Here is a 13,322-nt window from a genome sequence, read left to right on the forward strand (position 1 = left end):
GGGCGGCGCCTGCCGCTGCGTGTTAATAAGGGGCCCTTCCTCTACACCAGGCGTTAACAAGGGGCCCTTCCTTCGCCTTCTTCGCCCTGTCTGGAATGGGGGTGGCTGGGGTGGGAACAAGAAGGGGCGTGGGTCGGTTGTACCGAGCGTCGGTGTGATTCAGTGTCCCCGGGCCTCACCTATATTGCCTTCGCGGAATACCGTTCGGCTGGAGCCGCGTCGCGCCACTCGCCGAGAGGCGACCTGCACACCGACACCCACGCGCTGCCCCCGGCCCGGTTTCGGGCCGGGGGCGACGTCGTGTGGGGATCTGTCGACGACCTGGCTCGCCTGCTCGCCCCGGCTGTCCTATGGTCAAGGCGGACAGCGCCGGTGGGAGGAGTCGTACGTGGGTCTGCGGAAGGTGCTCCTGGGCTGGCCGGTCTACCGGCAGCTCACCGGCGCCGACCCCTCGGGCCGAGGTGCTGCGGCCCAGTCCGCCCGTTCCGCGGCGCTTACCGCCCGCACCCAGAGCGCCGACCGGGTGGCCCGTTCCGTCTGCCCGTACTGCGCGGTCGGCTGCGGCCAGCGGGTGTTCGTCGCCGACGGCCAGGTCACCCAGATCGAGGGCGACCCCGACAGCCCGATTTCCCGCGGCCGGCTCTGCCCGAAGGGCTCGGCCAGCAAGAGCCTGGTCACCAGCCCGCTGCGGCAGACGAAGGTGCGTTACCGCCGGCCGTACGGCACCGACTGGGAGGACCTGGACCTGGAGACGGCGCTCGACATGATCGCCGACCGGGTGCTCGCCGCCCGCGCGCAGACCTGGGAGGACGTCGACGACCAGGGTCGTCCGCTGAACCGTACCCTGGGCATCTCCAGCCTTGGTGGGGCCACGCTGGACAACGAGGAGAATTACCTCATCAAGAAGTTGTTCACCGCGGCCGGCGCGCTTCAGATCGAGAACCAGGCGCGGATTTGACACTCCGCCACCGTCCCCGGTCTGGGGGCCAGCTTCGGTCGCGGCGGCGCGACGATTTTCCAGCAGGACGTGGCGAACGCTGACGTCATCGTCATCCAGGGCTCCAACATGGCCGAGGCCCACCCGGTGGGCTTCCAGTGGGTGATGGAGGCGAAGCGGCGCGGGGCGAAGGTGTTCCACGTCGACCCGCGGTTCACCCGCACCAGCGCGCTGGCCGACGAGTACCTGCCGATCCGGGCCGGCACCGACATCGCGTTGCTCGGCGGGGTGGTCAACTACATCCTCAGCAACGAGTTGGACTTCCGGGAGTACGTGTTGGCGTACACCAACGCGGCGACGATCGTCAGCGACGATTTCGTCGACGCCGAGGACGCCGACGGGATTTTCTCCGGCTTCGATCCGGAGACCGGCAGTTACGTGCAGACCAGTTGGCAGTACGCCGGCCAGGAGGCCAGTTCGGGCAGCGGTCACACGGCCGCCGAGCGGGAGACGGCCGCCGGGCTGCGACACGAGTCGCACGGCGCCCCAGTGGCCGGTGCCGTCGAGCGAGACGAGACGCTGCAACATCCGCGCTGCGTCTACCAGATCCTCAAGCGGCACTTCGCCCGCTACACCCCGGAGATGGTGGAGCGGGTCTGCGGGGTGTCTCGGGAGAAGTTCCTGGAGTTGGCGCGGGCCTGGGCGGAGAACTCGGGGCGCGAGCGCACCGGTTGCCTGATCTACTCGGTGGGCTGGACTCAGCACAGCGTCGGTGTGCAGTACATCCGCACCGGGGCGATCATCCAGTTGCTGCTGGGTAACGTGGGTCGTCCGGGTGGTGGGGTGCTGGCGCTGCGCGGGCACGCCAGCATTCAGGGTTCCACCGACATCCCGACGTTGTTCAACCTGCTGCCGGGCTATCTGCCGATGCCGCAGCATGACGCGCATCCCACCTTCGACGCGTGGGTGGAGAGCATCCGCCACCCGGGCCAGAAGGGTTTCTGGGGCAATGCCCGGGCTTTCGCGGCCAGCCTGCTCAAGGCGTACTGGGGCGATGCGGCGACTCCGGACAACGACTTCTGCTACGGCTACCTGCCTCGGCTCACCGGCGACCACGGCACCTACCAGCAGGTGCTCGACATGATCGACGGGAAGATCAAGGGTTACTTCCTGCTCGGCCAGAACCCGGCGGTCGGTTCGGCGCACGGGCGGGCGCAGCGGCTGGGTATGGCCAACCTGGACTGGCTGGTGGTCCGTGACCTTTTCATGATCGAAAGTGCGACGTTCTGGCAGAACGGCCCGGAGGTCGCCACCGGGGAGATCGTGCCGCAGGAGTGCCGTACCGAGGTGTTCTTCCTGCCCGCTGCCTCCCACGTGGAGAAGGACGGCACATTCACCCAGACGCAGCGGCTGTTGCAGTGGCGTGAGAAGGCCGTCGACCCGCCCGGCGATGCTCGCTCCGAGCTGTGGTTCTTCTACCATCTGGGACGCAAGCTGCGCGAGAAGCTGGCGGGTTCGCCGTTGCCGCGCGATCGGGCGTTGCTCGACCTGGCCTGGGACTATCCCACGCACGGCCCGCACGCCGAGCCCGACGCCGAGGCGGTGCTGCGTGAGATCAACGGGTACGACACCACCACCGGCCGCCCTCTCGCCGGGTTCGCTGAGGCCCGCGACGACGGCAGCACCGCCGTGGGTTGCTGGATCTACAGCGGGGTGTACGCCGACGGGGTGAACCAGGCGGCCCGCCGTCGTCCCGGGCACGAGCAGGACTGGGTGGCGGCGGAGTGGGGTTGGGCGTGGCCGGCGAACCGGCGCACCCTGTACAACCGGGCCTCGGCCGATCCGCAGGGCCGGCCGTGGAGCGAACGCAAACGCTACGTGTGGTGGGACGCCGAAGCCGGGCGGTGGACCGGCCACGACGTGCCGGATTTCGAGGTGACGAAGCCGCCGTCGTACCGGCCGCCAGCGGGCGCCACCGGCCCGGCCGCGATCGCCGGCGACGACCCGTTCGTGATGCAGGCCGACGGCAAGGGCTGGCTGTACGCGCCCAGCGGGGTGCTGGACGGGCCGCTGCCCACCCACTACGAGCCGGTCGAGTCGCCGGTGCGTAACCCGCTCTACGGCCAGCAGGCCAATCCGACCCGCAAGATGTACGCGCACCCGATCAACGCCACCAACCCGAGCCCGCCGCAGGAGCACAGTCAGGTCTTTCCGTACGTGTTCACGGTCAGCCGGCTCACCGAGCACCACACCGCGGGCGGGATGAGCCGCACGGTCGCGCCGCTGGCGGAACTGCAGCCGGAGATGTTCGTCGAGGTCTCCCCGGAGTTGGCCTTGCTGGTCGGGCTGAACCATCTCGGCTGGGCGCACCTGATCAGTTCCCGCGCGGTGATCGAGGCGAGGGTGCTGGTCACCGATCGGGTCGCTCCGCTGCTGGTGGAGGGTCGGGTGATCCACCAGCTGTGGCTGCCGTACCACTTCGGGTTCGAGGGGCTGGTCACCGGTGACTCGGCCAACGATCTGTTCGGCATCACCCTGGATCCGAACGTGCTGATCCAGGAGAGCAAGATCGGCACGTGTGACGTGCGGCCGGGCCGACGGCCCACCGGGCCGGCGTTGCGCGAGTTGGTGTCGGATTACCGGGTCCGCGCCGGCGTCGTGTCGGGCGGCAACCCGCCGGCGGTCACCCCGGGCGTGCCGATCGAGTCGACCGGGTCCACCGGCGACGGAGAGGGGAATCGCTGATGGTCGACCCGGAGAGCCGGTCGGGTTCGCCGGTGGCGTTCGACCCGGCCACGGCGGCCGGCTGGGTCGACGCGCCGCCGAGGATGGGCTTCTTCACCGACACCAGCGTCTGCATCGGCTGCAAGGCGTGTGAGGTGGCCTGCAAGGAGTGGAACGGGGTGCCCTCCTCCGGGTTGGACCTGCTCGGCATGTCGTACGACAACACCGGTGCGTTGACCGCGAACTCGTGGCGGCATGTGGCCTTCGTCGAGCAGCCCCGCCCGTCGGGGGACGACGACTCGCCCGGAGGTGGTTCGGCGGTGGCGTCGAGCAGCGGCGCGCCGGTCGAGTTCCTCGGCATGCCGGGCGCCGCGCCGCCGGGGCGTACCGGTAGCGCGCACGGGCGCAGCGACTTCCGCTGGCTGATGATGTCCGACGTGTGCAAGCACTGCACCCGCGCCGGCTGCCTGGACGTCTGCCCGACGGGCGCCTTGTTCCGCACTGAGTTCGGCACGGTCGTGGTGCAGGAGGACATCTGCAACGGCTGCGGCTACTGCGTGTCGGCCTGCCCGTACGGGGTCATCGACCGGCGGGCCGGCGACGGTCGGGCCTGGAAGTGCACGCTGTGCTACGACCGGATCGGGGTCGGGATGACGCCGGCCTGCGCGCAGGCGTGCCCGACGGAGTCGATCCAGTACGGTCCGCTGGACGAACTGCGCGACCGGGCCGCGGCCCGGGTGGCGACGCTGCACGAGCGGGGCGTGCCCGAGGCGCGGCTCTACGGCCACGACCCGAGCGACGGCGTCGGCGGCGACGGCGCCTTCTTCCTCCTGCTCGACGAGCCGGAGGTGTACGGCTTGCCGCCGGATCCGCAGGTGCCCACCCGTGACCTGCCGCGGATGTGGCGGCGGGCCGGGGTGGCCGCGCTGGCCATGGCGGCCGGGGCGGTCGTCGCGTTCCTGGGCGGGCGGCGGTGAATCCGCGTCGGCTCCCGGTGGGCGAGCGGTTCCGCCGCTTCCGCGACCGGCTGGGCGCCGCCGGCACCACCGGCGCTCCGAGCGGCGCCGCGCCGGGCGCCGCGAGCGCTCCGGGCGACGGCCCGCCCACCGCGCCGGGCGCCACCGGCGGCTCGGTCGGCGGCGCGCCCACCGCGCCGGGCGCCGATGCGCGCACCGCGTCCGGCGGGCGCGACGGCGAGGGCCGGGGCAGGCGGCGTCGTGGGCGGGGCGGGGAGGAACTCGCGGTGCCGCCGGCGGAGTTCCGCTCGTACTACGGCCGGCCGATCCTCAAGCCACCGGTCTGGACCTGGGAGATCGCCGCCTACCTGTTCACTGGCGGCCTCGCCGCCGGCTCGTCGCTGCTCGCCGCCGGTGCGCAGCTCACCGGTCGGCCCGCGCTGCGCCGCGCCGGCCGCCTCACCGCGCTGGCCGGGGTCACCGCCAGCGGCGTCCTGCTGGTCATGGACCTGGGCCGCCCGGAGCGGTTCCACCACATGCTGCGGGTGGCGAAGCCGACCTCGCCGATGTCGGTGGGCACCTGGATCCTCACCGCGTACGGGCCGGCGGCCGGGCTCGCCGCGGTGGCCGAGGTGGCGCCGCTGCTGCCCGAGCGGGGGCCGTTGGGGCTGGCCCGCCGGATGCTGCCCCCGTTGGGGCGCGCCGCCGGGCTGGCCGCCGCGGGGATCGCGCCGGCCCTGGGCACCTACACGGCGGTGCTGCTGTCGGACACGGCGGTGCCGTCCTGGCACGGGGCGTACCCGGACCTGCCATTGGTTTTCGCGGGCAGCGCCCTGGCCAGCGGCGCCGGGATGGGTCTGATCGCGGTGCCGCCGACGCAGGCCGGTCCGGCCCGGCGGCTGGCGGTGGCCGGTGCCGGCCTGGAGTTGGTCGGCGCGCACCGCGTCCAGACCCGCCTCGGTCTGGTCGCCGAGCCGTACCGCATCGGCCGCGCCGGCCGGTTGCTGCGTGCCGGGCGGGCGTTGACCGTGGTGGGGGTGGCCGGCGCGCTGCTCGGCGCCCGCAGCCGGGTCGTCTCGGCGTTCTCCGGCGCCGCCCTGCTGGCCGCGTCGGTGGCCACCCGGTTCGGGATTTTCCACGCCGGCGTCGCGTCGGCCCGCGATCCTCGGTACACGGTGCTGCCGCAGCGGGAGCGACTCCAGCGGCGGGCCGACGAGCAGGACCGGTAGCCGGGACTCCCTCGCGCGTCCGCCCACCGGCTGTGATCCAATGCTCGGTGGAGGCGTTCAGGTGGCTGGTGCCCCTCCCGGTCTTCAACACCGGTGTGGTCCGGGATCCGGGCCAGGCGGGTTCGATTCCCGTCCGTCTCCGCCAAGGCTGCGAGGAGATGACCGGATGGGCGAGGGCCGCGCCGACCCGCGTCGCCGGGTGCCGCGTACCGACGTGCTGCTGGCCGATCCGCTGCTGGCCGCGGCCGCCGTCACGCTCGGCCGGGACCGGGTCAAGGCCGCTGTGCGGCAGGCCCAGGAACGGGCCCGCCGCGGTGAGATCAACCCCGACGAGGTACGCGACGCCGTGCTGGCCGCGTTGCCGCCGGCCACCCCGCGCGCGGTGCTCAACGCGACCGGGGTGCTGCTGCACACCAACCTTGGCCGGGCTGCGCTCTCCGAGGCCGCGGTGGCCGCCGTGGTCGCCGCCGCCGGCCACACCGATGTCGAACTGGATCTGGGCACCGGGCGGCGGGCCCGTCGCGGCCGCGACGCCCTGGACGCCCTCGCCGCCGCCGTGCCGCAGGCCGAGGCGGTGCACGTGGTGAACAACGGCGCGGCGGCGCTGGTCCTCGCGGCCACCGCGCTCGCCGCCGACGCGGAGATCGTGGTCAGCCGCGGCGAGTTGGTGGAGATCGGCGATGGTTTCCGCCTGCCGGACCTGTTGGCCAGCACCGGCGCCCGGCTGCGGGAGGTCGGCACCACCAACCGCACCGCCCTGGCCGACTACGCGGCCGCGATCGGTCCCCGGACCGGTTTCGTGCTCAAGGTGCATCCGTCCAACTTCCGGGTCACCGGGTTCACCTCGTCGGTGCCGGTGCGGCGGCTGGCCGGGCTCGGCGTGCCGGTGGTCGTGGACATCGGCTCCGGGCTGCTCGCACCCGATCCGGCGCTGCCCGACGAACCGGACGCGGCGAGCACCCTGCGGGCCGGGGCGAGTCTGGTCACCGCGAGCGGCGACAAGCTGCTCGGCGGCCCGCAGGCCGGGTTGCTGCTCGGCGGCGCCGGGTTGGTCGAGCGGCTGCGCCGGCATCCGCTGGCCCGGGCGCTGCGGGTGGACAAGCTGACCCTGGCCGCCCTGGCGGCGACCCTCGGTGATCCGGCCACGCCCACAAGGTCCGCGCTGCACGCCGACCCGGCCGCGTTGCGGGCCCGTACCGAACGGCTGCGCGACGCCCTGGCGGGCGAGGGCCGCAAGGCAGAGGTGGTGCCGTCGGTGGCGGTGGTCGGCGGCGGTGGCGCTCCGGGGGTGGAGCTGGACTCGTGGGCGTTGAGCCTGCCTGAGCGGTACGCCGCGGCGCTGCGCGTCGGTGACCCGCCGGTGCTCGGCCGGGTGGCGGGCGGCCGGCTGCTGCTGGATCTGCGGTGCGTGCCGCAGCACGCCGACGAGCGCCTGCGCGCCGCTGTGCTGGCCGTGCCGGAGGACGACTGAACATGCTGGTGGTGGCCACCGCCGGGCACGTCGACCACGGCAAGTCCACGTTGCTGCGGGCACTGACCGGAATGGAACCCGACCGGTGGGCCGAGGAGCGCCGGCGGGGCATGACCATCGATCTGGGGTTCGCCTGGACGGTGCTGCCCTCCGGCGTCACCGTCGCCTTCGTCGACGTGCCGGGGCATGAACGTTTCGTGCCGAACATGCTGGCCGGGGTCGGTCCGGTGCCCGCCGCGGTGGTGGTGGTCGCCGCCGACGAGGGCTGGATGCCGCAGTCGGCCGAGCACGTGGCCGCGTTGGACGCGCTCGGGGTGGCGTACGGCCTGCTGGTGGTGACCCGCGTGGACCTGGCCGATCCGCGGCCGGCGTTGGCGCGGGCCCGCGCGGAGCTGGCGGCCACCTCGCTGCGCGGGGTGGAGGCGGTGGCGGTCAGCGCGGTCACCGGCGTGGGCCTGCCGCAACTGCGTGCCGCGCTGGATCGGCTGGCCGCGCGGCTGCCCGCTGCGGCGGCCGACGCCCCGGTGCGGCTCTGGATCGACCGTGGCTTCACTGTGCGCGGCAGCGGGACGGTGGTCACCGGCACCCTCGGCGCGGGCCGGCTGCGGGTCGGCGACGAACTGGAACTGGCCGGCAGCGGCAAGGCGGTGCGGGTGCGGGGCCTGCACCGCCTCGGCGAGCCGTGTGCCGGGGTCGGGCCGGTGGCCCGGGTGGCGCTCAATCTGCGGGGCGTGGCCCGTGACCGGATCGCCCGGGGAGACGCGCTGCTCACTCCGGGACGGTTCCGGCCGACCGATCTGGTCGACGTGCGGCTGGCCGGCGACCCGGTGGCCGACCTGCCGGCGGCGCTCGTGCTGCACGTCGGTTCGGCCGCGGTGCCGGTGCGGTGCCGTCCGCTGGGCGTGGACACCCTGCGGCTGCGGTTGAACCGCCCCCTGCCGTTGCTCGTCGGTGACCGGGCGTTGCTGCGCGACCCGGGCCGGCATCACGTGTCCGGTGGCGTCACCGTGCTGGACGTGTTCCCGCCGCCGCTGCGGCGGCGGGGCGCGGCGGCGGCCCGCGCGGCGGTGCTGGCGACCGTGGACGGCCGCCCGGATCTGGCCAGCGAGCTGCGCCGCCGGGGCCTGGTGCGCTCCGGTGACCTGAGCCGCGCGGGCGTGCCGGTGACCGTCGCGCCGGTGGCGGGGGACTGGCTGGCCGATCCGGAGCACTGGCGGCGACTGGGCCGCCGGCTCGTCGACGTGGTCACGGAGTACGCGCGGGCGCATCCGTTGGAGCCGGGCGTCCCGGTGGAGGTGCTGCGTCAGCGCCTCGACCTGCCCGACCGGGCGTTGGTGGCGGCGCTGGTGGCCCCGCCGCTGCGGCTGGCCGCCGGCCGGGTCGCCGCCGCCGGCGCGCCGGCGCTGCCCGAGCCGGTGGCCCGGGCGCTGGCCCTGGTCGCCGACGACTGGGCGGCCCACCCGTTCCGCGCGCCCGACGCCGACCGGCTGGCCGCCGTCGGGCTCGGCGCCCGGGAGATCGGCGCCGCGGTACGCGCCGGCGCGTTGCTGCGCCTGCCCGGCAACGTCCTGCTGGCGCCGGGTACGCCGCAGCGGGCGGTGCGGGTGCTGGCCGGGCTGCCGCAGCCGTTCACGCTCAGCGCCGCCCGGCGGGCCCTGGACACCACCCGCCGGGTGGCGGTGCCGCTGTTGGAGCTGCTCGACCGGCAGGGCAGCACCCGCCGGCTGCCCGACGACGCCCGCGTGGTGGTGGGCCCGGCGGACGACCTGCCCGGTTAGGTCCATCCGCCGGTCGGCCGGGACCCCGGCGACCTACGGTGACGCCATGGACCCTTCCGCGGTCTGGCGGGACAAGCAGCGCCGGTGGCGGATCGAGGCGTACCGCGCGCCGGACCTGCGGTTCGCCATCTTCGCCACCAACGGCACCACCGAGTCGGCCCCGTTGTGGTTGTTCGGTATGTCGGCGTTGGCCCGCTGGCTGATGAGCCACCAGATATCCCTCGACGATCTGGAGGTCGACTGACGGTTCGCCCGGTCGGAGGACATCGCAGCGGCGGCCCGGCAGCGGGCCGTCGCGGGTCGTAGCGTGCGAGCTGTGAGAGACCGAGGCATCCGCAAGTTCCTCGCGGCGCTGGCCGGTCTCGCCGTGATCTATTTCGGCACCGCCGGCCGGTCGGCCGAGGAGGGCCGGGGGATCTCCGGCGGGCTGGTGGTGCTGGCGCTGCTCGCCGCCCTGCTGGTGTGGCACCTGACCAAGCCCGGTGGCGACGCGGCGAAGTGACCGCCGCCCCAGGTGGGGCCTCGCGGCTCGACGCCGCTTGAAGGCGACGTGGCCCCGGCGGGGCGATGTGCGCCTGCCGGTCAGCCGGCGGCGACGCTGCGGCTGATCTGCCCGGCGGATTCCTCGCCGAGCGCCACCCGCACCAGCGCGGAGGCGAGTCGGCCGAAGTCCCCGTCGTCGACCAGCCGGGCCAGCCGGTCCGGAGTGGGGGGCAGGCCGAGCCGCCGGGCCCCGGCGATCGCGCGCCGGTCGGTGTACGGGCGCAACTGTGGCCAGACGGTCTGCACCTCGCGCAGGAAGATGTCGGCGCCGGTGGGTCCGATGCCGGGGAACTCGGTGAGCAGTCGGCGTAACGCGGCCGGGTCGTCGCCCGCCTCCCGGTGTAGTCGCCGCAGGTCACCGTGCCAGCGGTCCAGGCAGAGCCGGGCCCCGGTGCCGAGCATCGTGGCGGTGCGTTCGTCGTAGCGGCGGTAGTGGCCCCGGCCGAGCGCGTCCACCCGTTCCTGCCAGCTCGCCGCCTCCATCGCCTGAGGCGTGCGCTGGCCGGCGGCGAACAGTTCCCGTGCGGCGGCCACCGCCACCTGGGCCCGGATGCGGGTGCTCAGCAGGGTGGCGAGCACCAGCAACTGGTACAGCGGCGCCGGGCGGTCGGCCAGGGAGATGCCCGCTTCTTCGGCGTACGTGGGCCGGGTCAGCAGGACCCGTGCCGTCTTTTGTTGGTCGCCCATCGTCGGGGTGTACCCGTACCTGGTCCGGCTAGCCCTGATCGGGTGCGGGTATGCCGGCCACGGCGGCGGGTAAGCCCGCGGTGGGCGCCGCGCCCGCGGCGCTCCGGCGGCGAAGGGAGACGACCGTGACGAACCCGCAGCAGGAAGAGCTTCGGCGCAACAACCTCGGTGCCACCAGCCAGGACAACAAGGGCCCCGGCCCGTCGGGTCATCCCCGTAACCGCGGCTCGTCGTCGGGGGACGCCGGCCGCCCTGTGCCGCGCGGGCAGCTGTCGCCGTACGGTCCGGCGGGAGAGCCGGTGGCCGACGACGACAGTGACCGGCGCGGCTAGCGCCGGTGCGGGCCGGACGGCCGCAGCCGGTTCCAGGTGGCTGCGGCCGCCAGCCCGTACGCGAGGTGCGGGACGAGGTCGGTGACCCAGTCGGCGCGGCGCCAGGTGCGGGGGTCGGTGACGCCGAGCAGGGCCAGGGATCCGTCGGCGAGCGTCATCGCCCCACCGCCGAGCAGCACGGCGGCCCGCAGGAACGGTTGTCGCCGGCCGCGGGCCAGCGCCGCGAAGCCGACCGCCGCCGCCAGGCCGGCGCCGTAGCCCATCAACGCGCCGAGCCCGGAGCGGCGGCTGGCGGCCTGGTCGCTCGGGCCCAGGTCGAGGTGGACCGTGTCGGCCAGTTTCCCGGCGCTCTCCTCCGGGGTCCGGCTGGCGGGGCGGGCCCGCAAAACCATGTCCAGGTACGTGAGGATGTTGAGGGCGGTGCTGCCCACCGCTCCGACGACGAGCCCGTCGGCGAGGTCGGCCGTTTTCACTTCGGGTCACCCGGTTCCCGGTTGCCCTTGGGTCCGTAGGTGCGCTCGCCCCGGACGACGCCGCGTTGGCCTCGCTCCTCCTGCAGCAACCGGTTGGCGGCCTCGTCGGCCAGCTTGTCCGGGTTGTGCCGACCGGAGTTGTCGATCGCGTTGCGGATGCGGGCTCGCTGCTTGTCGTAGGACTTGCTGCCCGGTCGTGGTCCTGGCATCGCTGTCTCCTCGGGTGTGCGCCGGTGGCGTTACGCGGCCCGTCTACCCGCCTGGGCCGGTGCCAACCCCGCTCCGCCGCCTACCGGGGTGGGGCGTGATGTCGGTACGCTGCCCGCCGGAGCAGGTGCCGGGGCCTTTTCGCCGGTGCGGTGCGGTCGGCCGGGTGACCATGGGTGGAGACCTCTCCGTATGATGCTTGCCCCAGAGCAAGTAATTTTCGGAGGATGGTCATGGCGGATGCGCCCACGGGGGTTTCCCGCGCCCTGCGCGAGGCCCCGCCCGACCAGGTGGTCGAGGCCGCCGACCGGGCCATCCGGTCCGTCCTGGGCGCGTCGGGCACCGCCGTGTTCGTCGCCGACTACCGCATCAGCGGGCTCTGGCCGGTGCTCGACTCACGGCAGCCCGGTGTCGGCAGCCACGCCGACCAGGGTGTGGTCCACCGCTGTTTCAGCAGCCAGCAGCCCGTGCAGGAGTCCGGTGAGGACGGCCGGTGCCGGCTCTACCTGCCGCTGTCGGTGTGGGGCGAACGGCTGGGCGTGCTGATGGTCGAACTGCCCGAGGCACCCGGGGACGAGATGCTGCGCCGGGCGTCGGACATCGCCGGCGAGGTCGCGCTGGCGCTGCGCGCGGCCGACCGGGAGACCGACCGGTACCGGCGGGCACGCCGCCGAGAGCGGCTGAGTATGGCCGCCGAGCTGCAGTGGGAGCTGCTGCCGGGGCGCAGCGTCAGCCATGGCGCCTTCCACCTGGCGGGGCAGCTCGAACCGGCGTACACAGTGGGCGGTGACCACTTCGACTGGTCGTTGGGCGACAACCGGCTCACCGTCACCGTGCTCAACGGCGACGGCATCGGGCTGGCCGCGGCGCTGCTGACGGCGGTGGCGGTGAACGCGATGCGCAACGCGCGCCGCTCCGGCGGGTCTCTCGTCGAACAGGCCGAGCTGGCCTCCGACACCGTCTACTACCAGCATCGTGGGCACCGGCACGTGGCCACCGTGCTGCTCGAGCTGGACTGCGACACCGGACGGGTGCGGGCGGTGGATGCGGGTTCGCCGTACGTGATGCGGGTGCGTGGCGGGACCGTCTCGCGGGTGGAGCTGGAGCAGCAGCTGCCGCTGGGCATGTTTGCCGAGACCCGCTACGACCTGCAGGAGTTCGACCTGGATCCGGGGGATCGGCTGTTCGTGGTCTCCGACGGGGTGTGGGGTGCCGACCCTACCGGCCGCGAGCGCTACGGCGAGCGGGCGATGGCCCGGTCGATGCGGGCCACGCGGTTGCAGCCGCCGACCGAGGCGGTTGGTACGGTGATGCGCGAGTTGCAGGCTTTCCACGCGGACGCCGATCTGCGCGACGACGCGGTCGTGGTCTGCCTGGACTGGCGTGGGTCCGCCGGCCGGGAGGTCCGTTGACGGACGGCGCCGGGGCAGTGGGGCAGGGCCAGCGGGACAATCGCAGGGGACGTCGGGTGGAACGACCGGATCTCGCCGCGGCGATCGACGCAGCCGCCGAGGCGCTGGTGGGGGTGCTCGATTCCGCCGTATCCCGGCACCGTCTCGCCGTCTCGCCGATCCAGCTGCGGGTGTTGGCGTTGCTCAGCAGTCGGCCGGAGACCAACGTCAACGGTCTGGCCGAGTTGCTGGATGTCGTACCCTCCTCGGCCAGCCGGCTCTGCGACCGGTTGGAGGCGATCGGCCTGCTGCGCCGGGTGGCCGATCCCCGGGACCGGCGTGAGGTGCGCCTGGAGCCCACCACGGCGGCGCAGGCGCTGCTGGGGGAGGTGCGGTCGCGCCGGCACGAGGCGGTGCGGACGGTGCTGGACCGGATGCCGGCGCGCAGCCAGCAGGACCTGTTGCGGGCCCTGCTGGCGTTCGGCCAGGCGGCGACAGCGGTGAAGTCGGCTGATGCCGCGACGCGTAGCGCCCCACCACCCGACACCCTCTATCATCCTAGGACACACTGGACATGGTGACACCCGTCACACC

At 73.8% G+C, this 13,322-nt stretch carries 12 protein-coding genes, 1 tRNA gene and 1 pseudogene; 11 read left to right on the forward strand and 3 right to left on the reverse strand.

Features of this window, described 5'->3' with window-relative positions:
- Nucleotides 1–388: 388 nt before the first annotated feature.
- The 8 genes and pseudogenes from fdh to Vqi01_RS25275 all read left to right on the forward strand — a co-directional run.
- A pseudogene (gene fdh / locus Vqi01_RS25240) lies at nt 389–3,625 on the forward strand (formate dehydrogenase); the annotation flags it as partial.
- Between the two features lie 56 nt (nt 3,626–3,681).
- Complete coding sequence (locus tag Vqi01_RS25245) at nt 3,682–4,638, forward strand: 4Fe-4S dicluster domain-containing protein (RefSeq protein ID WP_204037343.1); 957 nt, start codon at nt 3,682–3,684, stop codon at nt 4,636–4,638.
- Between the two features lie 266 nt (nt 4,639–4,904).
- Nucleotides 4,905–5,846, forward strand: a complete 942-nt coding sequence (gene nrfD, locus Vqi01_RS25250; RefSeq protein ID WP_372444429.1) for an NrfD/PsrC family molybdoenzyme membrane anchor subunit — start codon at nt 4,905–4,907, stop codon at nt 5,844–5,846.
- A 49-nt stretch (nt 5,847–5,895) separates the two neighbouring features.
- Nucleotides 5,896–5,991, forward strand: a tRNA-Sec gene (locus Vqi01_RS25255).
- 21 nt (nt 5,992–6,012) lie between these two features.
- The gene (gene selA / locus Vqi01_RS25260) at nt 6,013–7,317 is read left to right on the forward strand and encodes an L-seryl-tRNA(Sec) selenium transferase (RefSeq protein ID WP_204037345.1); all 1,305 of its coding nucleotides are present in this window, start codon (nt 6,013–6,015) and stop codon (nt 7,315–7,317) included.
- Between the two features lie 2 nt (nt 7,318–7,319).
- Nucleotides 7,320–9,095 (forward strand): selenocysteine-specific translation elongation factor, encoded by a 1,776-nt coding sequence (gene selB, locus Vqi01_RS25265; RefSeq protein ID WP_204037346.1) that lies wholly within the window; start codon nt 7,320–7,322, stop codon nt 9,093–9,095.
- Between the two features lie 46 nt (nt 9,096–9,141).
- Complete coding sequence (locus Vqi01_RS25270) at nt 9,142–9,339, forward strand: hypothetical protein (RefSeq protein ID WP_204037347.1); 198 nt, start codon at nt 9,142–9,144, stop codon at nt 9,337–9,339.
- Nucleotides 9,340–9,411: 72 nt separating this feature from the next.
- Complete coding sequence (locus Vqi01_RS25275) at nt 9,412–9,597, forward strand: hypothetical protein (RefSeq protein WP_204037370.1); 186 nt, start codon at nt 9,412–9,414, stop codon at nt 9,595–9,597.
- 80 nt (nt 9,598–9,677) lie between these two features.
- Here the strand turns inward: Vqi01_RS25275 and Vqi01_RS25280 are convergent, their stop codons facing one another.
- A complete protein-coding gene (locus Vqi01_RS25280) occupies nt 9,678–10,325 on the reverse strand; it encodes an HhH-GDP family DNA glycosylase (RefSeq protein WP_204037348.1) in 648 nt (215 codons plus the stop codon).
- Between the two features lie 125 nt (nt 10,326–10,450).
- Between Vqi01_RS25280 and Vqi01_RS25285 the strand changes: the two genes are divergently transcribed.
- Entirely contained in the window at nt 10,451–10,657 is a 207-nt protein-coding gene (locus Vqi01_RS25285; protein ID WP_204037349.1) for a hypothetical protein, read from the forward strand.
- On the opposite strand, the gene Vqi01_RS25290 is transcribed toward Vqi01_RS25285, so the two are convergent.
- Both Vqi01_RS25290 and Vqi01_RS25295 read right to left on the reverse strand, forming a co-directional pair.
- Nucleotides 10,654–11,130, reverse strand: a complete 477-nt coding sequence (locus tag Vqi01_RS25290) for a hypothetical protein (protein ID WP_204037350.1) — start codon at nt 11,128–11,130, stop codon at nt 10,654–10,656. The two genes, Vqi01_RS25285 and Vqi01_RS25290, sit on opposite strands and share 4 nt — an antisense overlap.
- Nucleotides 11,127–11,339, reverse strand: a complete 213-nt coding sequence (locus Vqi01_RS25295) for a phosphatidylethanolamine-binding protein (protein WP_204037351.1) — start codon at nt 11,337–11,339, stop codon at nt 11,127–11,129. The genes Vqi01_RS25290 and Vqi01_RS25295 overlap by 4 nt, the downstream gene beginning before the upstream one ends.
- 231 nt (nt 11,340–11,570) lie before the next feature.
- Here Vqi01_RS25295 and Vqi01_RS25300 point away from each other — a divergent pair, with 231 nt between their 5' ends.
- Both Vqi01_RS25300 and Vqi01_RS25305 read left to right on the forward strand, forming a co-directional pair.
- Nucleotides 11,571–12,749: a PP2C family protein-serine/threonine phosphatase gene (locus Vqi01_RS25300; protein ID WP_204037352.1), complete on the forward strand. Its 1,179-nt coding sequence runs from the start codon at nt 11,571–11,573 to the stop codon at nt 12,747–12,749.
- Between the two features lie 56 nt (nt 12,750–12,805).
- Nucleotides 12,806–13,309 carry a MarR family winged helix-turn-helix transcriptional regulator gene (locus Vqi01_RS25305; protein WP_204037353.1) on the forward strand — a complete coding sequence of 168 codons (504 nt, stop codon included), beginning with the start codon at nt 12,806–12,808 and terminating at the stop codon, nt 13,307–13,309.
- Nucleotides 13,310–13,322 lie beyond the last annotated feature (13 nt).

Source organism: Micromonospora qiuiae, from assembly GCF_016863555.1.
Lineage (GTDB): Bacteria > Actinomycetota > Actinomycetes > Mycobacteriales > Micromonosporaceae > Micromonospora > Micromonospora qiuiae.

What these genes read in the sequence shown, in the direction of transcription:
- Vqi01_RS25245 (WP_204037343.1), top strand. Translation starts at nt 3,682, where the DNA reads ATGGTCGACCCGGAGAGCCGGTCGGGTTCGCCGGTGGCGTTCGACCCG.
- selA (WP_204037345.1), top strand. Translation starts at nt 6,013, where the DNA reads ATGGGCGAGGGCCGCGCCGACCCGCGTCGCCGGGTGCCGCGTACCGAC.
- selB (WP_204037346.1), top strand. Translation starts at nt 7,320, where the DNA reads ATGCTGGTGGTGGCCACCGCCGGGCACGTCGACCACGGCAAGTCCACG.
- Vqi01_RS25270 (WP_204037347.1), top strand. Translation starts at nt 9,142, where the DNA reads ATGGACCCTTCCGCGGTCTGGCGGGACAAGCAGCGCCGGTGGCGGATC.
- Vqi01_RS25280 (WP_204037348.1), bottom strand. Translation starts at nt 10,325, where the DNA reads ATGGGCGACCAACAAAAGACGGCACGGGTCCTGCTGACCCGGCCCACG.
- Vqi01_RS25295 (WP_204037351.1), bottom strand. Translation starts at nt 11,339, where the DNA reads ATGCCAGGACCACGACCGGGCAGCAAGTCCTACGACAAGCAGCGAGCC.
- Vqi01_RS25300 (WP_204037352.1), top strand. Translation starts at nt 11,571, where the DNA reads ATGGCGGATGCGCCCACGGGGGTTTCCCGCGCCCTGCGCGAGGCCCCG.